The organism is Neptuniibacter sp. 2_MG-2023, from assembly GCF_030547495.1.
Classification (GTDB): Bacteria; Pseudomonadota; Gammaproteobacteria; order Pseudomonadales; family Balneatricaceae; genus Neptuniibacter.
Genome location: NZ_JAUOQC010000012.1, coordinates 101,763 through 124,735, shown reverse-complemented (window position 1 = coordinate 124,735; position 22,973 = coordinate 101,763). Strand labels below are relative to the sequence as shown.

26 protein-coding genes, 4 tRNA genes and 1 other RNA gene are annotated in these 22,973 nt (G+C 44.4%); 7 read left to right on the top strand and 24 right to left on the bottom strand.

What is annotated here, in order from left to right; genetic code table 11:
• From Q4486_RS12390 to Q4486_RS12350, 9 genes are all read right to left on the bottom strand, one after another.
• A partial coding sequence (locus tag Q4486_RS12390) for a GTP-binding protein (protein ID WP_303519624.1) occupies positions 1-320 on the bottom strand: 320 nt, incomplete at its 3' end.
• 85 nt (positions 321-405) lie between these two features.
• Positions 406-480, bottom strand: a tRNA-Thr gene (locus Q4486_RS12385).
• Between the two features lie 10 nt (positions 481-490).
• Positions 491-565 (bottom strand) — tRNA-Gly (locus Q4486_RS12380).
• Positions 566-576: 11 nt separating this feature from the next.
• Positions 577-660 (bottom strand) — tRNA-Tyr (locus Q4486_RS12375).
• Positions 661-690: 30 nt separating this feature from the next.
• Positions 691-766, bottom strand: a tRNA-Thr gene (locus Q4486_RS12370).
• 26 nt (positions 767-792) lie between these two features.
• A complete protein-coding gene (locus tag Q4486_RS12365) occupies positions 793-1,455 on the bottom strand; it encodes a hypothetical protein (RefSeq protein WP_303519623.1) in 663 nt (220 codons plus the stop codon).
• The gene (locus Q4486_RS12360; RefSeq protein WP_303519622.1) at positions 1,455-2,180 is read right to left on the bottom strand and encodes a type III pantothenate kinase; all 726 of its coding nucleotides are present in this window, start codon (positions 2,178-2,180) and stop codon (positions 1,455-1,457) included. Before Q4486_RS12360 ends, Q4486_RS12365 begins: the two co-directional genes overlap by 1 nt.
• Positions 2,177-3,151: a bifunctional biotin--[acetyl-CoA-carboxylase] ligase/biotin operon repressor BirA gene (gene birA / locus Q4486_RS12355; RefSeq protein ID WP_303519621.1), complete on the bottom strand. Its 975-nt coding sequence runs from the start codon at positions 3,149-3,151 to the stop codon at positions 2,177-2,179. The genes Q4486_RS12360 and birA overlap by 4 nt, the downstream gene beginning before the upstream one ends.
• A 20-nt stretch (positions 3,152-3,171) precedes the next feature.
• On the bottom strand, positions 3,172-3,675 hold the full coding sequence (locus Q4486_RS12350) for a dihydrofolate reductase (RefSeq protein ID WP_303418091.1): 504 nt from the start codon (positions 3,673-3,675) through the stop codon (positions 3,172-3,174).
• 103 nt (positions 3,676-3,778) lie between these two features.
• Between Q4486_RS12350 and Q4486_RS12345 the strand changes: the two genes are divergently transcribed.
• Positions 3,779-4,630 (top strand): thymidylate synthase, encoded by an 852-nt coding sequence (locus tag Q4486_RS12345; protein ID WP_303418093.1) that lies wholly within the window; start codon positions 3,779-3,781, stop codon positions 4,628-4,630.
• Positions 4,631-4,731: 101 nt separating this feature from the next.
• On the opposite strand, the gene lgt is transcribed toward Q4486_RS12345, so the two are convergent.
• Positions 4,732-5,529, bottom strand: a complete 798-nt coding sequence (gene lgt, locus Q4486_RS12340) for a prolipoprotein diacylglyceryl transferase (RefSeq protein ID WP_303418095.1) — start codon at positions 5,527-5,529, stop codon at positions 4,732-4,734.
• A gap of 10 nt (positions 5,530-5,539) precedes the next feature.
• A complete protein-coding gene (locus Q4486_RS12335) occupies positions 5,540-6,340 on the bottom strand; it encodes a sulfite exporter TauE/SafE family protein (protein WP_303418097.1) in 801 nt (266 codons plus the stop codon).
• Between the two features lie 110 nt (positions 6,341-6,450).
• Here Q4486_RS12335 and Q4486_RS12330 point away from each other — a divergent pair, with 110 nt between their 5' ends.
• Positions 6,451-7,224: an NRDE family protein gene (locus Q4486_RS12330; protein WP_303418098.1), complete on the top strand. Its 774-nt coding sequence runs from the start codon at positions 6,451-6,453 to the stop codon at positions 7,222-7,224.
• A 7-nt stretch (positions 7,225-7,231) separates the two neighbouring features.
• On the opposite strand, the gene ptsP is transcribed toward Q4486_RS12330, so the two are convergent.
• The gene (gene ptsP, locus Q4486_RS12325) at positions 7,232-9,505 is read right to left on the bottom strand and encodes a phosphoenolpyruvate--protein phosphotransferase (protein ID WP_303418100.1); all 2,274 of its coding nucleotides are present in this window, start codon (positions 9,503-9,505) and stop codon (positions 7,232-7,234) included.
• A 13-nt stretch (positions 9,506-9,518) separates the two neighbouring features.
• Positions 9,519-10,010, bottom strand: a complete 492-nt coding sequence (locus Q4486_RS12320) for an RNA pyrophosphohydrolase (RefSeq protein ID WP_067862931.1) — start codon at positions 10,008-10,010, stop codon at positions 9,519-9,521.
• Between the two features lie 244 nt (positions 10,011-10,254).
• On the opposite strand from Q4486_RS12320, the gene Q4486_RS12315 reads away from it, so the two are divergent.
• Positions 10,255-10,908, top strand: a complete 654-nt coding sequence (locus Q4486_RS12315; protein ID WP_303519620.1) for an HAD family phosphatase — start codon at positions 10,255-10,257, stop codon at positions 10,906-10,908.
• A gap of 55 nt (positions 10,909-10,963) precedes the next feature.
• Here Q4486_RS12315 and Q4486_RS12310 read toward each other — a convergent pair whose 3' ends face one another.
• The 9 genes from Q4486_RS12310 to Q4486_RS12270 all read right to left on the bottom strand — a co-directional run bounded on the left by Q4486_RS12310 (position 10,964) and on the right by Q4486_RS12270 (position 20,074).
• A complete protein-coding gene (locus Q4486_RS12310; RefSeq protein WP_303418106.1) occupies positions 10,964-11,371 on the bottom strand; it encodes a CBS domain-containing protein in 408 nt (135 codons plus the stop codon).
• A gap of 109 nt (positions 11,372-11,480) precedes the next feature.
• On the bottom strand, positions 11,481-12,518 hold the full coding sequence (locus Q4486_RS12305) for an NADP(H)-dependent aldo-keto reductase (protein ID WP_303519619.1): 1,038 nt from the start codon (positions 12,516-12,518) through the stop codon (positions 11,481-11,483).
• 18 nt (positions 12,519-12,536) lie between these two features.
• A complete protein-coding gene (locus tag Q4486_RS12300; protein ID WP_303418111.1) occupies positions 12,537-13,733 on the bottom strand; it encodes a class I SAM-dependent rRNA methyltransferase in 1,197 nt (398 codons plus the stop codon).
• A gap of 113 nt (positions 13,734-13,846) precedes the next feature.
• Positions 13,847-14,239, bottom strand: coding sequence for a glycine cleavage system protein GcvH (gcvH, locus tag Q4486_RS12295; RefSeq protein ID WP_067862951.1), 393 nt, complete (start codon positions 14,237-14,239; stop codon positions 13,847-13,849).
• Between the two features lie 42 nt (positions 14,240-14,281).
• Positions 14,282-15,388, bottom strand: a complete 1,107-nt coding sequence (gcvT, locus tag Q4486_RS12290) for a glycine cleavage system aminomethyltransferase GcvT (RefSeq protein WP_303418114.1) — start codon at positions 15,386-15,388, stop codon at positions 14,282-14,284.
• 240 nt (positions 15,389-15,628) lie between these two features.
• Positions 15,629-16,891 carry a UbiH/UbiF/VisC/COQ6 family ubiquinone biosynthesis hydroxylase gene (locus Q4486_RS12285; RefSeq protein ID WP_303418116.1) on the bottom strand — a complete coding sequence of 421 codons (1,263 nt, stop codon included), beginning with the start codon at positions 16,889-16,891 and terminating at the stop codon, positions 15,629-15,631.
• A gap of 10 nt (positions 16,892-16,901) precedes the next feature.
• The gene (gene ubiH / locus Q4486_RS12280; RefSeq protein ID WP_303519618.1) at positions 16,902-18,149 is read right to left on the bottom strand and encodes a 2-octaprenyl-6-methoxyphenyl hydroxylase; all 1,248 of its coding nucleotides are present in this window, start codon (positions 18,147-18,149) and stop codon (positions 16,902-16,904) included.
• Entirely contained in the window at positions 18,146-19,462 is a 1,317-nt protein-coding gene (gene pepP / locus Q4486_RS12275) for a Xaa-Pro aminopeptidase (RefSeq protein ID WP_303519616.1), read from the bottom strand. Before pepP ends, ubiH begins: the two co-directional genes overlap by 4 nt.
• The gene (locus tag Q4486_RS12270) at positions 19,463-20,074 is read right to left on the bottom strand and encodes a UPF0149 family protein (protein WP_303418122.1); all 612 of its coding nucleotides are present in this window, start codon (positions 20,072-20,074) and stop codon (positions 19,463-19,465) included. It lies immediately after the preceding gene.
• Positions 20,075-20,261: 187 nt separating this feature from the next.
• Here Q4486_RS12270 and Q4486_RS12265 point away from each other — a divergent pair, with 187 nt between their 5' ends.
• From Q4486_RS12265 to Q4486_RS12250, 4 genes are all read left to right on the top strand, one after another.
• Positions 20,262-20,471 (top strand): TIGR02449 family protein, encoded by a 210-nt coding sequence (locus tag Q4486_RS12265; protein ID WP_303418124.1) that lies wholly within the window; start codon positions 20,262-20,264, stop codon positions 20,469-20,471.
• Complete coding sequence (locus Q4486_RS12260) at positions 20,468-20,791, top strand: cell division protein ZapA (RefSeq protein ID WP_303418126.1); 324 nt, start codon at positions 20,468-20,470, stop codon at positions 20,789-20,791. The genes Q4486_RS12265 and Q4486_RS12260 overlap by 4 nt, the downstream gene beginning before the upstream one ends.
• 132 nt (positions 20,792-20,923) lie before the next feature.
• Positions 20,924-21,104: non-coding RNA, 6S RNA (gene ssrS / locus Q4486_RS12255), on the top strand.
• Between the two features lie 12 nt (positions 21,105-21,116).
• Positions 21,117-21,701 (top strand): 5-formyltetrahydrofolate cyclo-ligase, encoded by a 585-nt coding sequence (locus tag Q4486_RS12250; protein ID WP_303418297.1) that lies wholly within the window; start codon positions 21,117-21,119, stop codon positions 21,699-21,701.
• 7 nt (positions 21,702-21,708) lie between these two features.
• Here Q4486_RS12250 and Q4486_RS12245 read toward each other — a convergent pair whose 3' ends face one another.
• Positions 21,709-21,834 carry a hypothetical protein gene (locus Q4486_RS12245; protein ID WP_269454483.1) on the bottom strand — a complete coding sequence of 42 codons (126 nt, stop codon included), beginning with the start codon at positions 21,832-21,834 and terminating at the stop codon, positions 21,709-21,711.
• Between the two features lie 183 nt (positions 21,835-22,017).
• Positions 22,018-22,947 (bottom strand): AEC family transporter, encoded by a 930-nt coding sequence (locus tag Q4486_RS12240; protein WP_303519615.1) that lies wholly within the window; start codon positions 22,945-22,947, stop codon positions 22,018-22,020.
• Positions 22,948-22,973: the final 26 nt, after the last annotated feature.

The window sequence follows — 22,973 nt, the reverse complement described above, 5'->3', positions numbered from 1 at the left end:
CCACATACTAGAATCGCGCCATCCATCTGTGCAGCACCTGTGATCATGTTTTTCACATAATCCGCGTGTCCTGGGCAGTCAACGTGTGCGTAATGACGCTCTGGAGAATCATACTCAACGTGTGAAGTCGCGATTGTGATACCACGCTCACGCTCTTCTGGAGCATTATCGATACCATCGAATGCAACTGCAGCACCACCCCAAACCTCAGCGCATACGCGAGTCAGAGCAGCAGTAAGTGTAGTTTTACCGTGGTCAACGTGGCCGATTGTACCAACGTTAACATGCGGTTTTGAGCGTTCAAATTGTTCTTTAGCCATCGGTCTCTACCAGTACAATTAATTTACAAAGCGCCAAATATAACAAAGGGCAGATATATTTCTATATCTACCCTAAAATAAATTCTGGAGCTCAAGAGCGGAATTGAACCGCCGACCTCACCCTTACCAAGGGTGTGCTCTACCCCTGAGCTACTTGAGCAATAGGTCATTGGAGCGGGTAGCGGGAATCGAACCCGCCTCTTCAGCTTGGAAGGCTGAGGTAATAGCCACTATACCATACCCGCCTTGCAATGAATGGTGGTGGGGGGTGGATTCGAACCACCGAAGCTTTCGCGTCAGATTTACAGTCTGATCCCTTTGGCCACTCGGGAACCCCACCAACAATTTCAATACTTCGTCTGGCCTGAGATGGTGCCGGCACGAGGAGTCGAACCCCGGACCTACTGATTACAAGTCAGTTGCTCTACCAACTGAGCTATACCGGCTTCTCAACAACGAAGTGGCGCGTATATTACTCAGTAGACCTTATGCTTGCAACCCTTTGACACACTTTTTTTTCATTTTTTTCTACAGAATAGCTTTCTACCACTACTTCTTTGATTTCATTGGATAATTTTCGATCAATATACTCAAAAACACGCACCCTAAAACGTAACTCGCTTACCCGCTCAAACTCAATGCGCGCCTTTATTTTAGCGGCTTTCAGCTGCATCAGCTTCTCTTCAGCCTCTGCCCTACCTTTAAAACCTGCGATCACATACTCAAAATCAAACATCTCTTCCGATTCCAAGCCTTCTGAACTTTCTAAGTAATCTATAACTTCCATGCGCTTATTTAATTCAGCCGGCAGCACCACAATCACTTTATGATTACGTTCAACTTGAACTCGAACTTCGTCTATTTCAGAAGCAAACCCCTGCTCATAAACAAATCGCTTTACAGCACCAGCCTTGACCCGACTTTTAAAACCATCAAACTCTACACATGATGAAACGTCAGAATCCCCACTCAGCCAAACCAATGATAGAGGATTAATCTCACCGACAAGACGTAATGTATCAATATCGCTAGAGTGGCTTTCGAGACGCGGGACCGTACGCGGAGCCTGTACCGAATACCACAACAAAAGAAGCGCATTTGCCAATAAGGCAAACAGACAAATCCAACGTAGCATTACGGACTTAGACTCCAAGCAAGACCATCAAGCACAAGATCAGAGAAATATTCAGCCCCCTCAACAAGGGAAGCAAACAACTGCCCATCCCCACCCGTGACAAATAACTGATATGACTCCATAGGTGTATTAATATCTCTGGCGACCTTTTCAACCAAAGAAAGAAACAGGTAATTAATACCATGATCAACCGCCGCAGACGTATCTCTACCCGGCTCAAGATCAAAAGAAGACATAGATCGATCAACTTGGATTTCAGCTGTATTAGACAACAAACCCTGTTTCATCAACCTAAGTCCCGGTAAAATATACCCACCTTGGTGCTCACCGGCGGCATCAATGAAATCGATCGTGATAGCGCTACCACAGTCCACAACACAGCAAGCGCGTTTGACGTTATTGTAGGCAGCCAGCATTGCCAACCAACGATCAACTCCCATGCGTTCTGCTTGTGCATAGCTATTTTTCACACCGGCACAGACATATGTAGTTTGCGCAAACTGTATTTCTATGGCGTGATAACCAGAGAGAACGGATCCTATCTGCTGATTGACATCCTTACCAGCCACGGAGGCAACTCTAATCTCAGTAACTGGCGCCTGCCATTCAACGGGTATACTTCGATTTAACTGTTCTGTTAAAAAGCGCCCACGCTTCACTACATCTAAGTGATTGAGCAAGCGCCACTTAACAAAGGTATTACCTGCATCAATCTCTAAAATCATACTGGACGTCTAACACTAATTTCACCACCATGATAAGCCTTGATACCGGCAGCAGACTGAAGCAACAAAGCACCAGAGCCATCAACACCCCGACATACCCCTTCCACAAACTCATCACCTATTTGCAGAATAACCGCCTCGTTTTGCATAGCGTGACGAGATTGCCACTCATCAACCAACCCCACAAAGCCTTCCTTATCAAAACGCTCCAAACAAACCACTAACTCATTAAGGATAACCGCTAGTAATTGATTACGGCTTACCACTCCACCAGTTATAGTCTTCAGATCGGTCCATGGTTGATCTATAGCCTCACTTACTGCTTTCGGCATCTCAACATTAATACCGACACCAATAACAACCTGGCACTGACCGGAAGCCTCACCATGAACTTCGAGCAAGATTCCAGCAAGTTTTTTACCTTGATGTAAAAGATCATTCGGCCATTTAAGCTCGACACCTTGGATCTCCATCTTTTCCAAGGCTCGCACAATAGCAAGACCCACTAAAAGACTTAAACCTTCAAGTGCAGCAACACCTTGCTCAAAACGCCAAACCAAAGAGAAATACAGGTTACGAGCAAACGGACTTACCCACTCACGACCTCTACGTCCGCGGCCAGCTAATTGCTGCTCAGCCAAGAACAAGCGACCATGACAATCACCACGCTGACTGGCCTCCATCGCTAATTCATTAGTGGATTCGATACTCAGCCGCAAATCAGGATCCCTGATCAACAATTTAACCTCAGGCAATAACCCCTGCTGAATACGCTCTACATCGAGTAGTTCAAGACCACCTGGGACTCGATATCCACGCCCTTTAACACTGAAAATCTCTAAACCACCGTCTTCAAAACGACGTACATGCTTCCAGATCGCACTACGACTAACACCAACCTCATCTCCCAGCTCTCGCCCTGAATGAAACTTGCCATCAGCCAAAATAGACAACAACGAACGGACCGTCATACTACTTAGCCTTTTTTTGATTAAATTCGATCTAACACGATAAAACTATAATTATAGGGATTTGGCCCTTCAGCCAAAAAGTCTTCCCGTCCGAGCTCATTCCAAGCAGAACGATCAAACTCTGGAAACCATGCATCACCATTAATCTCTGCATCGACTTCCGTTAAGTATAAACGATCAGCTCTATCAATCGCCTGAGCATATATCTGCGCACCACCGATAATCATTGCTTCATCGGCGCCATCAATTAGACAGATACTTTCAGCTAATTCAGCTGCATCATCCAAACTATTAACAACTCTCACCCCTTCTGGGGCATAATTTTCCTGACGCGATATAACAATATTCACCCTACCCGGCAATGGCCGCCCGATAGACTCGAATGTTTTTCTCCCCATAATAATTGGTTTACCCATGGTCACCTGCTTAAAATAGCGAAGATCCTCTGGTAGATGCCAAGGCAACTTATTATTAATACCGATTGCCCGATTTTTATCTTGAGCAACAATGATGGCTAACTTCACGCCCACTCCTTCTACCGTAATTTTAAAAAACTGCTAACATGGCATTCTTTTTTATCGTTATCATAAACTAGTCTCAAATCGAATTCAGGTTAATAACAAAGCCATGAAGCAATATCTAGATCTTTGCCAAAGAATAGTCGATCAAGGTATCTGGGTTGACAACAAGCGAACAGGCAAGAAGTGCCTAACCATTATCGACGCTGATCTTACCTATAACGTAAAAGATGGGGAATTCCCTCTTGTTACAACCCGTAAAAGCTTTTACAAAGCTGCCATAGCAGAGATTATCGGTTATATCCGAGGCTACGATAACGCGGCTGATTTTCGCAAAATCGGCACCAAAACTTGGGATGCTAACGCAAACGATAATTCAGACTGGCTTGCCAATCCATATCGCAAAGGAACTGATGATTGTGGATTAATCTATGGCAAGATCGGACGTAACTTTCCTAAAGTCGATGGCGGAAAAATTGATCTACTTCGCAAAATTGTAGATGACCTTTCCAACGGCATTGATGATCGCGGCGAAATTTTCACTTTCTATCACCCTGGCGCGTTCCACATGGGATGTTTACGTCCCTGTATGTACAGCCATCATTTTTCCCTACTCGGCGATACTTTATACTTGAACAGCACGCAAAGAAGCTGTGATGTACCGCTGGGGTTAAATTTCAATATGGTTCAGGTTTATTTCTTCTTGGCCATCATGGCACAAATTACCGGCAACAAGCCCGGACAGGCTTTTCATAAAATTGTGAATGCACATATTTATGAAGACCAGTTGGAATTAATGAAAAATGTACAGCTCAAACGCGAGCCATTAGCCTCACCAAAACTGATCATCAACCCTGATATCAAATCACTAGAAGATCTAGAAACATGGGTCACACTCGATGACTTTGAAATCGAAGGCTATGAGCATCACCCCGCCATACAATATCCATTTTCAGTGTAATTCTACTATCCCATCGCCCTGCATTCAGTCTAAAAGACTGTATGCAGGGATATAGAAAGTCATATTAACGACAATCTATACCTTTCTCCCTTAACAATAATTCATCGAGCAACAGGTTCTACACCCTCCGATCTTTTTGACCAAAGAAGAAGAAACGCACCCAAGATAATCATAGGCAAGGATAGCAATTGCCCCATTGTCAGCCAGTCAAATGCCAAAAACATTATGTGCTCATCAGGCTCACGCACGAACTCCACCATCGAACGAAAAATCCCATACAACAGGAGAAATAGTCCTGATACAGCCATTCGAGGTCTAGGCTTAGACGAGAACCACCACAACAACACAAACAGCACCACACCCTCAAGCACAAATTCATATAACTGGGAAGGATGTCGCGGCAAATTTCCTGCCCGAGGGAAAACAACCCCCCAAGGCTGATCCGTCACTCGTCCCCATAGTTCGCCACCGATAAAGTTACCTATACGGCCAGCCCCTAAACCTACGGGTATTAAAGGCGCAATAAAGTCGGTCATTTGAAATAAGGTTTTTTTATGCTGGCGACCAAACAGATACATCACCACAATAACCCCGAGCAAGCCCCCATGAAACGACATGCCCCCTTCCCATACAGCAAACAACCATAGTGGATCAGATATAAACTTATCAAAATTATAAAAGATGACATAGCCAGCCCGACCGCCAAGCACAACACCCATTGCTCCCCAGAAAATAATGTCTGAGATCTGTTCTTCGCTCCAACCTGAACCCGCTCTGCGCGCACGCCTAACGCCCAGCCACCAAGCCGCAGCAAAACCCACTAAGTACATCAAACCGTACCAATGAATTTTCAAAGGGCCTAAAGCAACGGCAATAGGATCTATATCATGCACCCACATCTGTATCTCCTTATAGCAAATTAGTCAGTAAAAAACGCAAACCTACGCAAAGCAAAAACACTGCAAAAATTCGCTTTAATACAGGTCCAGGCAGGCTGTGCGCAAGCTTAGCTCCCACCTTGGCAAATAAGGTACTTGTAAGCACAATTCCCAAAAAAGCAGGAAGGTAGATATACCCAGCACTCCACTCAGGCATATCAGCGTGCCCCCAACCTTCCCAAATATTAGTCAATGCACCCATCACCGCGATGGGCAAACCACAAGCAGCAGAGGTAGCAACCGCTTGCTGCATCTGTACTCGTCCCCAGGTTAGATAAGGCACAGTCAATGTGCCACCACCAATACCAAAAATACTCGACAACCAGCCAATTAGACCTCCAGAGATAACAAATACCCCCTTCGAAACGTCTTTTTCACCAGCCGACGGTTTTAAGTTCAAAGACATCTGAAAGGCCACTGCAATAGCAAAACAACCGATAGCAATCTGGAGCCATTCACCCTTCATCTGTCCTGCCGTTTTTACACCGAGCACCGCACCAACCAATATACCTAACGCTAACGGCTTAAAAATATCCCAACGCACAGCACCTTTACGGTGATGGGCCAATGTAGAGCTAACCGATGTTGCAACAATAGTAGCTAACGAGGTCGCAACCGCAGCATGAGTTAACACCTCCGATGACATACCTTGCAATTCAAAACAAAAAATAAGCACAGGCACGATCAAAAGACCGCCCCCAATCCCAAATAGGCCAGCAACAACACCCGCAGCTGCACCAAGAACAAGATAGGTCAAAATGGTCACTAACATCACGCAAACCTTTACTGGTATGAATTTTTATTCCTGAACACTTAGAATCGACAGTGTACAGTTAGATTTTAAATAGGATCGCTATCTTACCCATTTAACGGATATTTACTATGTGTCTAATCGCTTTTGCCTATAACTCCCATCCTAAATATTCGCTTATTCTAATCGCAAACAGAGATGAGTTTTACCAGCGCCCGAGTGATTTATTAAGTTTTTGGCAAGATGAGCCAAAAGTGCTTGCTGGCCGAGACTGCGAAAAATCAGGAACATGGCTAGGCATCACAACAACAGGGCGTTTCTCCGCCGTAACAAACTATCGAGATGGCCATAAGACAACGAATAAGAGTTTACGTTCACGGGGCGAGCTAACACGTAATTTTCTCTGCACGAACATATCAGCCCAACACTATCTACAACAATTAGCATCCGAACAAATGGAATTTAGTGATTTTAATCTACTACTCGGTGACCAATCCGGTTTTTACTACGCTTCAAACAAAAGGACCGAGACCCAAAAGCTCGAACCAGGCCTATATGCACTAAGCAATGCATTGCTCGATACTCCTTGGCCTAAAGTCCGGCATGTAAAAACACAACTTTCACACGCAATAAAAAATAAGAACTTAGATATTGAGTCGCTCATTGGGATTATGAGTGATCAGACACAAGCAGCGATCGAACAGCTACCAGATACAGGCGTAAGCCCCGAATGGGAAAAGATACTCTCATCAATCTTTATAAAAACCAGCAACTACGGAACAAGAGCAACGACAGTATTACTACAGGAGAAAGATGGCACCACCCAAATACTAGAACAAAGCTACGGAGCAGATGGAAAAATTAGCCGCCAAGAACAGCTAATTCAAGTTCCCCCAATTGGATAGCCGACGACTATATAGCTAATACTGGCTGAGCAGGTAGCGCTATACCAAGTTGCTCTAAGCGCTCATTCATAAACGTTTGTATGCGATCAGCATCATCCATAGCCATAACTTCTTTTAGCAACTTATCCGCATCCGCTTTACTAACAGAACGAATAGCGGACTTCACCTTAGGCAAGTTCGTTGCATTCATAGAGAGCACATCGTATTCCATCGCCATTAAGAGTAAAGCACCGCCGGGCTCTGAAGCCATTTCACCACAAATAGATACATGGACCCCTTCTTTATGGGCTTCGCGAGCAATATGCTGTAACGCTTTAAGTACCGCAGGATGATAACTGACATACAATCCTGCTACGCGTGGATTATTTCGATCAACCGCCAGCAGGTACTGGGTTAAATCATTTGAGCCCACAGAGATAAAATCAACACGCCGTGCAAACCTACGTACTTGGTACACTGCGGCAGGCACCTCTACCATCACGCCAACAAGCGGACGTTTGATCGCATAACCTTCATCCTGAAGTTCCTGAACCGCACGATCAATTTGACGACTTGCCTCTTCGACCTCACCCACACTAGTAACCATTGGCAGCATGATCCTTAGATTGTCATAACCTTCACCTGCTTTTAGCATGGCTCGCACTTGAACTAGAAAAATCTCAGGATGATCTAAAGTAACTCGGATACCGCGCCAACCAAGAAATGGATTCTCTTCACTGATAGGAAAATAGGGAAGCGCCTTATCTCCACCTATATCCAGTGTTCGCATAGTCACAGGGCGAGGAGAAAAAGCTTCGATCTGCTTACGATAGGTATCAGCCTGCTCTTGTTCGCTAGGAAAAAACTCACGAATCATAAAAGGCACTTCAGTACGATACAAACCAATACCTTCCGCGCCACGATCTAGAGAACGAGCGACATCAGCCACCAGTCCCGTATTCACCCACAACGGCATAACATATCCATCGCTGGTTTCTGCAGGAAGATCTTTTAAGGCTTCTAGCTCAGTCGCTTGCTCCTGTTCACAGCGCGCAATATCACTGTATGCCGTCAGTAATTTTTCACTCGGTTGAACATAGATACGGCCAGAATAACCGTCAAGAATCAATTGACGCCCATCAATGCGTGTAAGCGGCAGATCAACGGCCCCCATAATGGTTGGAATACCCATTGAGCGAGCTAGAATAGCAACATGGGAATTACTAGAGCCGTGAACCGAAACAAGCCCTACTAACTTCTCACTAGGCACTTCACCCAGCATCGCAGGGGTAAGTTCATCTGCAACGAGGATAGTCTCATCAGTAAATTCCAATAGTGCAGGGGAAGCTTCCTGTAAATAGGCTAAAACTCTGCGTCCAAGATCTTTTATATCTGTCGCACGCTCTCTTAAATAGGGATCACCCATCATAGAAAACTGATGCACATGCTCACTTACAACTTCTCGTAGTGCACCTTGGGCCCAATTACCTTGCTCAATACGCGAGACCACTTCACCGGCGAGCGCATTATCATCCAACATGCGCAAATAGACATCAAACAACGCTTGCTCTTCCGATCTTAAACGCTGCGCCAAGCTTCGACCGACCACTTTGATATCACGGCGCACGAGCTTAAGCGCCTCTTGGAAGTTAGCGATCTCTTTAGCAATATTCTTCGCTGTTTTATCCGGTACTGAACCTAGATCGGCTGGCGGCGAGATAACCGTAGCGGAACCGATAGCCACACCCGCGACACCGGCAACACCCTCAAACTTAAGGTCAATCACATCGGTTAACTGTGCACCGATGGCACCTAAAGAGCCCGTTGCTTCAGCGTGGGCAATCGCGCCGGCTAGCTGGGCAGAAAGTGTAACAAGAAAGGCCTCTTCACTTTCATCAAAGCGGCGTATCTCTCTTTGCTGCACAACAAGCACACCCAATACATCACGATGACGAATAATGGGGACGCCTAAGAAGGAGCTTAATCGCTCCTCTCCTGTCGCCTCAACATACTTATATGCAGGGTGATCAGCAGCATTCTCAAGGTTGATTGGCTCTGCACGCTTTACCACCGTACCAACCAAACCTTCATCGATTGACAGACGCACACTGCCAATCGCCTCTTCGTTTAACCCCTCTGACGCCATCAGCACATAGCACTGATCACTCGGGTCAAACAGATAAACAGAACAAACCTGCGTATGCATTGAGCGCTGAATTCTCTGCACAATGAGGTTAAGCACAGTCTCTAAATCAGGAGCTACACTTACCTCTTGCACAATTTTTCTTAATACATTCAGCACTCAATTTCTCCACTCAGGTCTTTTTATCATTAATACGCGATAGCTTTGGAGATAACTCTCGCATTGCCTTTCGGTAAACCTCTCGCTTAAAAGACACAACTTGGCCAAGCGGATACCAGTAGCTCACCCATTTCCAACCATCAAACTCTGGCGAATCAGTGTGATCGATAGCAACAGCACTATCTGTACTTAACATCCTCAACAAAAACCATTTTTGCTTCTGGCCGACACACACTGGATGTGAATTGCGCCGGATCATTCGTTTGGGCAACCTATATCTGAGCCAACCGCGCGTCACCGCGACAATTTCGACATCTGATACTTTAAGTCCTATCTCTTCCCGCAACTCTCTATACATTGCATCTTCAGGTGTTTCATCTTCGTTGATACCACCCTGCGGGAATTGCCAAGCATCTTGGCCTATTCGTCTTGCCCAAAGGACCTGACCCAGCGAGTTTGCCAGAATGATACCGACATTCGGCCTGAACCCATCTGAATCAATCACTGTACAATCCCTAAATTCTTTTCAGCTATTGTTCCACACTTCTTTCATACTCAGCAAATCCTCAGACAAAATATTACCCCTGAATACGACTATTAAGCACAAGAACAGCCTGTTTTAGGCGAAAAAATTATAAAAAGCATATAACCCTCACAAGCTTATACAATGGCGATTGCATTCATTTGCGTTCCTCCCTATGCTCTCGAACTGACATCGTGTTCATCTAATACAGATAGGAGATACCCCATTGAGCTTAGCTATTTTTGATTTAGACAACACCTTATTGGGTGGTGATAGTGATCACGCTTGGGGAGAGTTTTTATGTGAAAAAGGAATCGTCGACAGTGATGAATACCGCCGCGCTAATGACTATTTCTATGACCAGTATAAAAATGGCGGTTTAGATATTTATGAGTTCCTAGATTTTGCACTCCGTCCTCTAGCAACACTCAATAAAGAAAAGCTAAATACACTACATCAGCAATTTATGGCAGAAAAAATAGAGCCCATTATCTTACCAAAAGCCCTAGAACTACTGAAAAACCACAGGGAACGCGATGATTATCTATTAATTATTACAGCAACTAATCATTTTGTTACTGGCCCCATTGCGAACAGATTAGGCGTTGATGCCATTATCGCGACAGATCCTGAGATGATTGATGGCAATTACACGGGCAAAGTAACAGGCATCCCATGCTTCCAAGAGGGAAAAGTCACTCGACTTAATGACTGGCTATCAGCAAATCCCTATACGTTAGAAGATAGCTATTTTTATAGCGATTCCCATAACGATCTACCTTTACTCCAACTAGTCACTAATCCGATTGCTGTTAATCCAGATGAAACTCTAGAAGCCCATGCCAACGAACACCTATGGCCGGTATTAGATCTACGTTAGATCTATTTAAAGCATACTCTGCTTCTTAGCGGAGTATGCTCAGCCTAGATAAACATCACGCTACCGCATTACACTGCTTCAGAGCCTCGTTTAACGTCTTCATCAGCATACTTCGCGTTATTACACCTAGCAATTTACCTTGTTCCACAACCGCATAAACCTTAGGTTTATCTAGAGCCATCTGCTGGGCAAGATCAACAATACTCATAGTCGGCGACACCACTAGCGGATTTTTCTGCATTAACGTCTCAACCGTCACATGACTATCGCAGTGGTAGCTATCCCTTAACAGATGGGGCAGACAGTCAAATTCAGACAAAAAACCCACGACTATTGAATCAACATCCACCACCGGCAACCCCAGATAGCCCGATTCAAGTATCGTCTCTACAGCATAAACCAACGACATATCAGTTCTAAGTGGGCGACTAACGGGATACATAGCGTCTTTTACTTGCAACATAAGATCACCTTATTTGTCTTATCACTAAACAAAGTCTGGCAAAAAACTTACAAATGGCAATAAAAAAGAGATTAGAGCAACAGGACGTTGCTCTAAGATAACCTAACAACTATGGGCAAGGGTTAGGGAAACGAACATTAATTTCCTCAATGGCAGCAAGTAATTCACTGCTTAGATCAACGTCGATAGAATCAATATTATTTTTTAGCTGCGCTATATTGCTCGCCCCTATAATATTGCTCGATACAAAATCGCGACTGTTTACCCAAGCTAGAGCCATAGTGGCCGGATCAAGATCATACTGGCGCGCTAAATCAACGTAGGCCTGCGTTGCTAACTGCCCTTGCTCATTCAAATAACGGGCAAACACAGGATAACGGGTCAACCTTGCCTCTTCAGGACGGGCATTTCCAAGATATTTACCACTCAACACACCAAAACCTAATGGCGAATATGGTAATAGGGACACCTCCTCTCGATGTAGCACCTCAGTCAGACCTACTTCAACACTGCGATTAAGTAGATTAAAAGGGTTCTGTACCGACACACACTTAGGCAGGCCATGCTGTTCAGCTAACTGCAAAAACTTCATAGTTCCCCACGCAGTTTCATTAGATAAACCAACATGACGAATCAAACCCTCTTTCACCAATTCGCTCATCACGTCCAATGTTTCGAGCAACGGCGTACCATCTTTTTCTGGCTGATGCTTATAATTCAACTGACCAAAAAAATTAGCGGCTCGATCAGGCCAGTGAATCTGGTAAAGATCGATATAATCCGTTTGTAAACGTTTAAGGCTATTCGTGACTGCTTCGCGGATATTACGGCTATCTAGCGCCATATCAGGACGGAGATAACTCACCATATCACCCGGGCCGGTCACTTTAGTAGCAACAACCATTTGTTCACGGTTTTGACGAGCTTTCAGCCAGCTCCCAATAATCTCCTCATTACGTCCCTGATATTGAGGTGAGGTTGGAATGGGATACATTTCCGCGCCATCAAGAAAGTTAACACCTTTCTCAAAGGCATAATCCATCTGCTCAAACGCTTCAGCTTCGCTTTGATCACTGCCAAATGTCATAGTACCTAGACAGATAGCACTCACATTGAGATCCGTATTTCCTAATCGGTTATAACGCAAAGCCTATACCCCTTTGATTTATGAAGATGGTAAAACCCGAACAAAGAAAGATTTCAGGTAATCAGTTTCAGGAATTGCAGGATGCACAGGATGATCAGCGCCTTGATGGCCCTGATCAAAAATCTGTGCATTACGATCCAGTTCACGACTGTTACTACGAATAATCTCAACTAAGCGCTGACGTTCAAGGTGCATAGAGCAAGATGCAGACACTAAGATTCCATCTTTTTTCAGCAAACGCATCGCAAAATTATTCATTCGCGCATAAGCACGCTCACCATTACGTATATCCTTTTTCTTCTGGATAAACGCAGGAGGATCAAGAACAACCATATCAAATTTTTCTTTATCGGCGATCAGCGACTTACAAATATCAAATGCATCACCATGGAAACCTTCAAAACGATCCGCTGCATTATTTATACGTGCATTTTCTGCCGCAACTTCCAACGCAAAATGAGAAGCATCAACACAAATCGCTTGGGATGCACCCGCTGCAAGCGCTTGCGCTCCCCAGCCGCCAACGTAACTGAACAGGTCAAGCACACGTTTGCCCTCAACATGACGCTGCATCTGCGCACGGTTGTTACGATGATCATAAAACCAGCCTGTTTTTTGCCCTTTCTGTAGTGGCGCTAAAAGAGAGACCGAGTTCTCCATCAGAGGGCACAACTCAGGAATATCCCCTTGTACAACCTCCGTGTAGGTTTCAAGACCTTCCATATCGCGCATTTTGCCATCATTTCGCAGCAAAATAGCTTTAGGCGTAAACACCTTATTGAGCGACTCTATGATCTCATCCAATACCGCTTCCATCCCCGCTGTGGATATCTGCACAACAAAAATGTCATAGAAACGATCAATAACTAAACCCGGTAAGCCATCACTGTCGCCAAAAACCAGACGATAACAGTCATCGCTAAAACAACTTTCACGCAAGGAAAGTGCAACTTTTAAACGATGGATGATCAAAGATCGGTCCAGCTTATATTTCAAATCACGACTAACAATACGGCCACAAATCAACGTATTTGGATTCACATAAGCCACACCTAAGGGCTTACCTTTATCCGTTTCAACAATCACCTGTTCGCCTGGAGCAAAGCTTTTTAAAGGTGTAGCACGATTATCTACCTCGTTACTGTAGATCCAAAGATGACCACCCCGAAGACGACGCTCAGCGCCACTATTAAGTTTTAGTGTTTGCAGTGACATGTTTTTCCAGCATTTATGGACAGTTTTTATAAACAATTATCCCGGCATAGAGCCGGGACAATAATTTAACTTGTACAGAACCTAAGGTTCCGTAGGCTTATAGGGCTATACGCTTAGGCTTCTGATTCACAAAGACCTGTATAACCTTCCGCATCTAATAGATCATTTAATTCTTCAGTATCGCTTAGCTTGATCTTAAAGAACCAGCCATCACCATAAGGATCGGAATTAACAAGCTCTGGCGAGTCTTCTAACTCTTCATTGATAGCAACAATTTCACCGCTTAATGGTGCATATACATCAGAAGCAGCTTTAACGGACTCAACAACACCCGCTTCGTCACCACCCGCAAGCTCAGCGCCTACCTCAGGTAGTTCAACAAAAACCACATCACCCAGCAAATCCTGAGCGTGGTCAGTTACACCAATAGTAACGATACCGTCACCTTCGACGCGGATCCATTCATGACTAGCAACGTATTTCAGTTCAGATGGGATGTTACTCATGTTTATTTCCTACCCTTGAGGTCTTAGTTCTTATCTAATTTCTTAATCGAAAACTTTCTTGCCGTTTCGAACAAATGATGGTCTTAACACACGAACAGGTACTCGTTTTCCACGAATTTCCACATCCGCCTGCTCTCCTGTTGCGGCTGGCACTCGCGCCATAGCAACAGAAAAACCTAAGGTTGGAGAGAAAGAACCACTTGTGATCTCACCTTCCCCTACACCATCAACAATAACTTTTTGATGGGCTCTCAATACACCTCTAGACTCCATAACTAAGCCAACAAGTTTATCAGTTACGCCGCTCGCTTTTTGTGCTTCAAGGGCTTCTCGACCGATAAATTTGCGATCTTCAGGTTCCCACGCGATCGTCCAACCCATATTAGCCGCTAATGGAGAGATCGTCTCATCCATATCTGAGCCATATAGATTCATGCCAGCTTCTAGACGCAGCGTATCACGTGCGCCTAAACCACAAGGCTTTACACCATTATCCGACAACGCCTGCCAAAATTTGGCTGCTTCATCTTCTGGCAACATGATTTCCAATCCATCTTCACCAGTGTAGCCTGTTCTCGCAATAAACCAGCCTTCAGATTCGAGTCCCTGAAACACACTCAATTGGTCAATCAATTTAGCGCGCGATTCCCCTACGGTCTGTTTACTAAGCTCTATCGCTTTAGGGCCTTGAATGGCAATCATAGCAAGATCTGGTTGCTCAGTTAACGCAACATCATCGAATCCCGCTGTATGATCAGCCATCCAACGCAGATCTTTCTCTCGAGTTGCACAGTTAACAACAATGCGGAACCATTCACCTGAAACACCTGGCTCAGTCATAAGGTAAACAATAAGGTCATCAATAACACCACCATTATCATTTAACATACCGCTATATAGCGCTTTGCCTTTTTCCTGTAGCTTCACAACATCGTTAGCAAGTAGGTAACGCAAATATTCTTTAGCATCAGTTCCGGTAACGTCTACAACCGTCATATGGGAAACGTCAAACATACCTGATGCAGTTCTCACCTGATGATGCTCATCAACCTGAGAACCATAATGGATGGGCATATCCCAACCACCAAAATCAACAAGTTTAGCACCCATTTCCTGATGCTTTTCGTATAGTGCTGTTTTACTACCCATTCTATTAACTCTTATTAAGGGCTTGGCACATCAATCAAATCGCTCTATAGCCTGGCGATGACCAATACCGCTCTTTAATGTTCATTGCATTTTCAAGCATAGATAAATATCAAAAGAGCTTAAAAAGCAAAAAAGGGATGACAATTTATAGGGATTTTCACTTTAGTTCAATCTTTGGGCTAAAAACATCTCTGCAACTATAGTAGAGACCTCCTCACAACCATCTCACAGTCTATACATTTACTCTTTAATTGGCCGTTTTGCCAGTGTAGGTAGATTCCCAGATAATCCCATAGCATCCTGAACAATATGGTTTTTTATAGGAGCTAACTGATCTAGAAGATTCATCCCCATATTTCGTGCCAATCGCAATAAAGGCTGCTCGTTATCAAACAAGCGCTTAAAGCCCTCCATTGCAGCGGACATTTGAAGATTTTCTGTACGTCTCGCACGCTGAAAACGCTTTAAAACGTTTTCACTGCCAATACTCTCGCCTCGATTTTTCGCCTCAAGCAACGTATCCACCAGCTGAGCAGCATCCATTAAACCTAAATTCACTCCCTGCCCAGCTAACGGATGTATAGTATGTGCAGCGTCACCAATAGCCGCAAAATTTTGTTCCACATAGCGCTTAGCATGGCGCTGCTTTAACGGAAAAGAAAAACGTTTATCCACAGATAGAATCTGACCTAAACGCTGCTCAAAGGCCCGCTCAAGCTCAACACAAAAATCTTTATCATCTAATGCCATCAGTGTTTTTGCATGAAGAGGCGATGTTGACCAAACAATAGAGCAGTAATGTTCACGATCATCACTACTTAAAGGCAAGAAGGCCAAAGGCCCATCCTCAGTAAAACGTTGCCAAGCCGTTTCGCCATGCTGCCTTTCTGTTTTGACTGTAGTCACAATTGCATCATGGCCATAATCCCATTCCCACATAGGAATCCCAGCCATTTGACGTGTTTTGGATAGCGCTCCATCAGCAGCAACCACTAGCGAAGCCTTAATAACGCGCCCATCATCCAAACTAATACTTCGACAACCATCTTCACTATTGGAAAGTTCAACAACACTTACACCCAGTTCAAGCTCAATATTATTAGCTTGCTTTATAACCTTATGGAGCGCAGCAAGTGTTACACGGTTCTCGACTATGTGTCCGAGTACAGGCTCATGTAGGTCTTGAGCGGAAAAATGTATATGCCCAGTGCCTTCTCCATCCCATACATCCATAAATTCATAGGGGCTGATGCGACAATCTTGCATATATTGCCAAGCACCTACAGAGGTCAAAATCTGCTGAGATGCGCAAGTCAAGGCACTCACTCTTGGGTCGAAACCTTGTGTCTGCGCATGCAGTACTGCATCGATATCTAACAAGCTATCTATGCGTTGCTCAAGGATAAGAATATTCAGATCATTCGATGCAAGTCCCGCCGCTAAGGTCAAACCGACCATGCCCGCTCCAACAATCACTACATCCACTTGAATCTGTTCTGACATCGACATATTCCTATTTCAGCTTTGGAGCCGGTATATCAAGCCCCATCGCACTGCGGGCAAATAAGGTTTTTGCTGCGGGGCATATATCTAACAGCTGGAGCGCTACACTCCTACCGGTCGCTAACAACGGGTTATGATTAGAGAACAGCTTCATCGTTTGGTCACTAAAAACTACCGTACGTGTCTGATCTAATCGTTGTTGCTCATAAAACGTTTGCAAAAGCGCTAAATCACCCAAGTTCTGTTTGTCTTTTCGAGCTTGAATTAATTTATCCGCCAAAGCAGCAACACCCCGTAATGCGAGATTATAACCTTGCCCTGCTATAGGGTGCAGTGCATGGGCAGCATTACCTAATACTACGAGGCCTCGCCTTACCTGTTCATCCGCTAAGGTCAACTTCAAAGGATAGGAAGATCGCTGACCGACTTTAATAAAATTACCAGCTCGGTAACCGAATCGCTCGTGTAAGCGCTCAATGAAGCTTTGGTCATCTAAACCAAGCAACTCTTCAATCATATCATCCGGTACAGTCCACACTAATGCGCTGCGGTTATCCCCATCATCATTATTCAAGGGCAACAATGCCATCGGCCCACTATCAGTGAAACGCTCATAAGCAACACCTCCATTGGGCTGATCGGCGCTAATATTGGTGACGATCGCATGCTGATCATAAGCCTTTTGAGTATAACTAACCCCCATAGACTCGCGTAACGAAGAACGTCCACCATCCGCCATGACAACCAATTCACAGCTCAGCTCTATACTCTGTTCTTGATAAAGTACAGTGACCCCCATTATTTCTGCGCCACTGCGAACATTGGTCACTTCAGCGGGGCAAATGAAATCAATGTTAGACTGATCCGCTTGCTGCAAATGCTCAAGCAGCACATGGCCTAGCCATTGGTTTTCAACAACATAACCTAATGCAGGCACACCTTCTTGCTGGGCATTCAACCGAGTGATACCAAAACGGCCTTTATCTGAAACATGAATATCACTTATCGGCGATACATGCTTTTTTAAGCGATCCCAGACACCCATTGCCTCATAAATTGAACGGCTGCCATAAGCCAAAGCTGTAGACCTTGCATCATAACTAGGCTGATAAGTGAGAGAACCTTTTGCAGGCAAAGGTGTACTCTCAACAACAGCTATATTGAGATCCAGCTCCTCTGCAACAGACAGTAGAGAGCAAGCTAAGCTCGCACCCACCATCCCGCCACCGATTATCACTATGTCGTAATGCTGCTTCATGCAGAGGCCATCAACGCTTCAATTTCATCAATTTCTTTAGGTACTGACGCCGTTAAAATTTCACAACCTTGTTCGGTAATCAGCACATCATCTTCAATGCGTATCCCAATACCGCGCCAACGGGGCTCAACCTTCTCATTATCAGCCGCTACATAGATACCCGGCTCAACGGTCATCACCATACCCGACTGCAGAGGTCGCCATTGTCCATCAACTTTGTAATCCCCTACATCATGTACATCCATACCTAACCAATGCCCTACACGATGCATGTAAAAATCTCGGTAGCCGCCCCCGTCTATCTCGTCTTCTAAAGAGCCTTTTAATAGCCCTAGATCAATCAATCCCTGCGTTAAAACTTGAACCGATTTCTCATGTACCTCATCCCAAAGCGTTCCCGGCTTTGCAAGATCTATACACGCTTTTTGTGCATCTAAAACCAACTGATAAAGCGCTTTCTGCTCTGCATTGAAACGCCCATTTACAGGGAAAGTACGCGTAATATCACCGGCATAACAATCTAGTTCGCAGCCTGCATCAATAAGAACAAGGTCGCCATCATTAAGAACTTGATCATTCTCTATATAATGCAACACACACGCATTAGTACCGCCACCAACAATGGTTGAATAAGCAGGTTGACGACAACCTTGCATAGCGAAGCTATGTAAAATTTCAGCCTCTAGCTGATACTCCATCATCCCAGGCTTACAGATCTGCATCGCCTTAATATGCCCTTGAGCCGAGATCTCTCCCGCTTCACGCATTACAGCTTGCTCTGCATCAGTTTTTATCAACCGCATCTCATTTAACAGCTGGTCAATCATCACTAATTCAGAAGGCGCTACAGCGCCTTTACGTACATTTTGACGAATAAGGTTTAACCAGTGCCTAACCTGCTGATCTAAATCCTCATCTCGACCAATGGAGTAATAGATACGTGAGATGCCATCAAGAAGCGCAGGCAACAGCGTGTCGATCTCGTCAATGGTATGTGCTTCAGCAATATTATAATCCGCCACAACCCCTTCAGGGCCAGCACGATAACCATTCCAAATTTCCATCAACTTGTCGCGCCCACGACAAAACATGACCGATTCACCGGCGGTACGCCCTGGAATTAACAGCAAAACTGCATCAGGCTCATTAAAACCGGTTAGGTAATAAAAATGACTATCCTGCCGAAAAGGATATTCAACATCACTATTTCGCTGCTTCATCTGCGCTGCAGGAATAATGGCGATGCTACCTGGTAGCATCTTATCCATCAGCTGCTCTCGTCGCTGAGCAAACTGTTCCAAACTAATTTTCATTTAGTGCAACCTGCTATTTTCCGGCTGAACTTGCGCGAACGCTTTTTCTTTATTTTCAACCGCTTGATTACATTCAGTGAAAAGCATAAGCACAGCCATTCGGACATACTCCTGCACTTCCATCAGATCAGACTCATTCTCGTCCAACTCTTCAACATCAATCGAGATTTGAGCAATCTGCCCTAAATCATTCAACGTTTCTTTAGCCTCAGTGGATAATGAAGCATCAGTGTGCTTACCGTACAAACCAAATCCACCTAGAAAACTCTGACACCAACGACCTAAAGCATCAGCACGTTGGGATATTTCATTTTCGTCGTCAGGAAGCAACATTTCGAAATCTAGATCCAAACTTTCTAATGCCTCACATGTCGCCGAATACAAATTAACTAAGGTTACTTTACTACTCTCCTGAGACAGTGAGTCAAGATCCAACAACTCACACGCAGTCTGCAGCAACATGGTCGGTTGTAAACGAGCCCCAGCAGCTAAGTGCCCAGAGATCAAACCATGTAATTCTGAGGGTGAAACAACACGTACACCCTCCTCAACAAACATATTAGCCACAAGCTCAAAATCAGGCAGATCTACCGGTACATTTTCTAAAGACATGAATAAAGTCCATCAATATTAACATGATGCTAATCCTAGCATTTCCGTGAATCAGGTGCAGCGTCATTGACCCATAGGCAACGGCTGATTATAGTCCTGCAGAGAAGAATAAAGCTGCGCTTCTAAAGAATTAACATTTACCGACGAAAAAAGCAGGTTTAAAAAGGTTTAGGAGTCTCGATTCTGCATGGCCGAGCATTATTTTGACGCGCTAGAAAAGAAAGTTGATCAGATACTTGAGCGCTGTACAACACTCGAGCGGGAAAACGCTCAACTACGTGAGCGCGAGCAAACGCTGAAGGAAGAGCGCGCGCAGCTAACTCAAATTAACGAACAAACCCAGAGCAAAATCAAAGCAATGATTGTTCGCCTTAAAGCCTTGGAGCAAAATAGATGAGTCATGCAGATTCTCAAACCGTATCCATTAGCTTATTAGACAAAGAGTTCAGCTTTAACTGCCCAGCTGACGCAGAAGCCGAACTTCTCGCTTCTGCTGACTTGCTCAATGAGAAAATGCGGGACATCCGAAAATCTGGGAAAGTACTAGGACTAGAGCGAATAGCTGTGATGGCAGCCTTAAACCTTGCCCATGAGTTGCTACAATCTCGTCAAGAGGTCAATAGTAACGTTGAACAACGGATTCGCCATTTAGGTAACAAAATTGATGCTGCATTACAGAACAGCAGTAACGCCTTAAACACAGATGAAACACCCTAAACCATAAAGGCACGCTTGAATTTTTTTCATATTTCGTCATTTTGCTTAAAATACATACAGTTACATAGCAGCTAACATAAATTAATTTTATTACAAGACCTGACAGTCAAACTAGAAGGCGTATAATGAACATATGCCCTGGGGTGTTCGGTTGTTAGTTACGTCCCTCGAGCCGATAACCACACTTTTGGAGGTTACTCGTAGTTTCTGGTGTGCATGTCCGATTTATCGGGAAGCCTAACGTTACTCAGTAACCCCCTCCTTGAACCTTCGGGTTCAGGGCCATAACCGACGTCGGCACCTTGGGGATCTTCTTTATTTAGTGATGAATAACCGCAAACAACTTCGCCAGCACATTCGCACCTTAAGGCGATCACTCACCCTCCGCCAACAGCAACAAGCTTCACAGCTATTGCTAACAAATATTCGCCATAGAACTGATTTCCGTCGCGCCAAAAATATTGCCATGTATTTACCTAATGATGGCGAAATCAATCCTGAACCTCTCATTCGCTTATGCTGGAAACTAGGTAAACGCGTATATCTGCCAGTATTACATCCGGTCTTACATAACCGCTTATGGTTTGTGCCTTACACACCAAAGACAGAGATGATCAAAAATATTTATGGCATTAAAGAACCTAAACTTATCCCTCATCATAGACGGGCTGCCTGGGCTTTAGATTTGGTTCTACTACCGCTGGTAGCGTTCGACGAAAAAGGCAATCGGATGGGGATGGGCGGCGGCTATTATGACCGTACTTTTAGCTTTAAGGCATCCAGAAAAGGACTAACAGGACCCAAACTAATAGGGCTGGCTCATGAAATTCAGAAAGTGAAAGAGCTACCCACGGAAAACTGGGATATCCCTTTGTCCTCAATTATCACAGATACTAACAACTACCCATAATGGGTTATTAGCTATTAAATACTTGTTGAAATAATGACGCGAGCTCGAAATCAGCATGTGATACACCGGTCATAACTGACCCTAGCACAAACACAACAACTAATATCAATACGAGATCTGGACCTTTTTTCATTACTCTGCCTATAAAGGTTTAGCGTGCATAAAATAAACGCCCGTTTATCTTATGACTGGCGCGTAGTCTTTCACATTTCAAATATTTTGCAACTATTCGCGAAATATCACTTAAATTAGCGTTTCGGCAAGTTACGTCTTAACTTTAATCCAAAAAGATAGAAAGTACCAATTACTTACTGATTTATAATGATTTTTGCAAAAAAGACAAGAAAATTAATATAAATGGTATGGAAATCATCGAAATTAACGTCTGCCCAGTAATAATAGCGGCCATCATCGGTGCATCACCGCCTAACTGGCGTGCCAATATATAAGACGAAGTTGCCGTTGGTAACGCAGCGTACAACCAAATAATCTCCGCGCTCTCCAGATCTAAAGCCAAAACAAAACACAGCGCAAACGCAATTAACGGCATGAGGCCTAACTTGATAATAGATGCCCAAGCGATCTCTTTACCGCTTTTGACCAGCACTCTAAAACTCAATCCAGCACCAACGGATAGCAAACCTAAAGGCAAGGCCATCCGGCTCAACAATTCAGCTACAGGCTCTAAAATAAGAGGGAAACCTAACCCTGTTTGGTTAAGCAGTAACCCTAACAAGCTACTTATAATCAGAGGGTTCTTAATAATGGCAAGAAAAATAGAGCTTATGTTTCCACTTTTATGTGTAAAAACAGAGAAAACCAACACACAACAAAGGTTCAATAACGGGATCATGATCGCCATCACTACAGCACCTACAGCAAGACCTAAGCTCCCATAAAGCGTTGCAGAGGCGGCTAAACCTACATAAACATTGAACCGGACAGAGCCTTGATAAAGGGAAGTGAAACCCGCCGCATCAAACTGAGTAAAGAGCCTGACTAAAAATGCTAACGCACTCGCGATCAACACCATTAACAATATAGTTAGGCCAACGGCGCCCAAGTCCACCACCGACATATCCGTTGTTGATAACCGCGTAACCAACAAGGTAGGGAAAAGAATAAAGTAGGTCGCTTTTTCGGCCTGTCGCCAAAAATCCTCCCCTGGAAATTGCGCCTTTTTGGCAGCATACCCCAATAGAATCAACGCAAATACGGGCCATAAGGCACTGATTATTTCAAGCATAGTGGTATAGTACTTTTTAAAATAAA

Bases quoted from the DNA above. Each gene is read 5' to 3' on its own strand.
- Q4486_RS12365 (WP_303519623.1), bottom strand. From the start codon at position 1,455: ATGCTACGTTGGATTTGTCTGTTTGCCTTATTGGCAAATGCGCTTCTT.
- Q4486_RS12360 (WP_303519622.1), bottom strand. From the start codon at position 2,180: ATGATTTTAGAGATTGATGCAGGTAATACCTTTGTTAAGTGGCGCTTG.
- birA (WP_303519621.1), bottom strand. From the start codon at position 3,151: ATGACGGTCCGTTCGTTGTTGTCTATTTTGGCTGATGGCAAGTTTCAT.
- Q4486_RS12345 (WP_303418093.1), top strand. From the start codon at position 3,779: ATGAAGCAATATCTAGATCTTTGCCAAAGAATAGTCGATCAAGGTATC.
- lgt (WP_303418095.1), bottom strand. From the start codon at position 5,529: ATGTGGGTGCATGATATAGATCCTATTGCCGTTGCTTTAGGCCCTTTG.
- Q4486_RS12335 (WP_303418097.1), bottom strand. From the start codon at position 6,340: ATGTTAGTGACCATTTTGACCTATCTTGTTCTTGGTGCAGCTGCGGGT.
- Q4486_RS12330 (WP_303418098.1), top strand. From the start codon at position 6,451: ATGTGTCTAATCGCTTTTGCCTATAACTCCCATCCTAAATATTCGCTT.
- Q4486_RS12310 (WP_303418106.1), bottom strand. From the start codon at position 11,371: ATGTTGCAAGTAAAAGACGCTATGTATCCCGTTAGTCGCCCACTTAGA.
- Q4486_RS12300 (WP_303418111.1), bottom strand. From the start codon at position 13,733: ATGTCACTGCAAACACTAAAACTTAATAGTGGCGCTGAGCGTCGTCTT.
- gcvH (WP_067862951.1), bottom strand. From the start codon at position 14,239: ATGAGTAACATCCCATCTGAACTGAAATACGTTGCTAGTCATGAATGG.
- gcvT (WP_303418114.1), bottom strand. From the start codon at position 15,388: ATGGGTAGTAAAACAGCACTATACGAAAAGCATCAGGAAATGGGTGCT.
- Q4486_RS12285 (WP_303418116.1), bottom strand. From the start codon at position 16,891: ATGTCAGAACAGATTCAAGTGGATGTAGTGATTGTTGGAGCGGGCATG.
- ubiH (WP_303519618.1), bottom strand. From the start codon at position 18,149: ATGAAGCAGCATTACGACATAGTGATAATCGGTGGCGGGATGGTGGGT.
- pepP (WP_303519616.1), bottom strand. From the start codon at position 19,462: ATGAAAATTAGTTTGGAACAGTTTGCTCAGCGACGAGAGCAGCTGATG.
- Q4486_RS12270 (WP_303418122.1), bottom strand. From the start codon at position 20,074: ATGTCTTTAGAAAATGTACCGGTAGATCTGCCTGATTTTGAGCTTGTG.
- Q4486_RS12265 (WP_303418124.1), top strand. From the start codon at position 20,262: ATGGCCGAGCATTATTTTGACGCGCTAGAAAAGAAAGTTGATCAGATA.
- Q4486_RS12260 (WP_303418126.1), top strand. From the start codon at position 20,468: ATGAGTCATGCAGATTCTCAAACCGTATCCATTAGCTTATTAGACAAA.
- Q4486_RS12250 (WP_303418297.1), top strand. From the start codon at position 21,117: ATGAATAACCGCAAACAACTTCGCCAGCACATTCGCACCTTAAGGCGA.
- Q4486_RS12245 (WP_269454483.1), bottom strand. From the start codon at position 21,834: ATGAAAAAAGGTCCAGATCTCGTATTGATATTAGTTGTTGTGTTTGTG.
- Q4486_RS12240 (WP_303519615.1), bottom strand. From the start codon at position 22,947: ATGCTTGAAATAATCAGTGCCTTATGGCCCGTATTTGCGTTGATTCTA.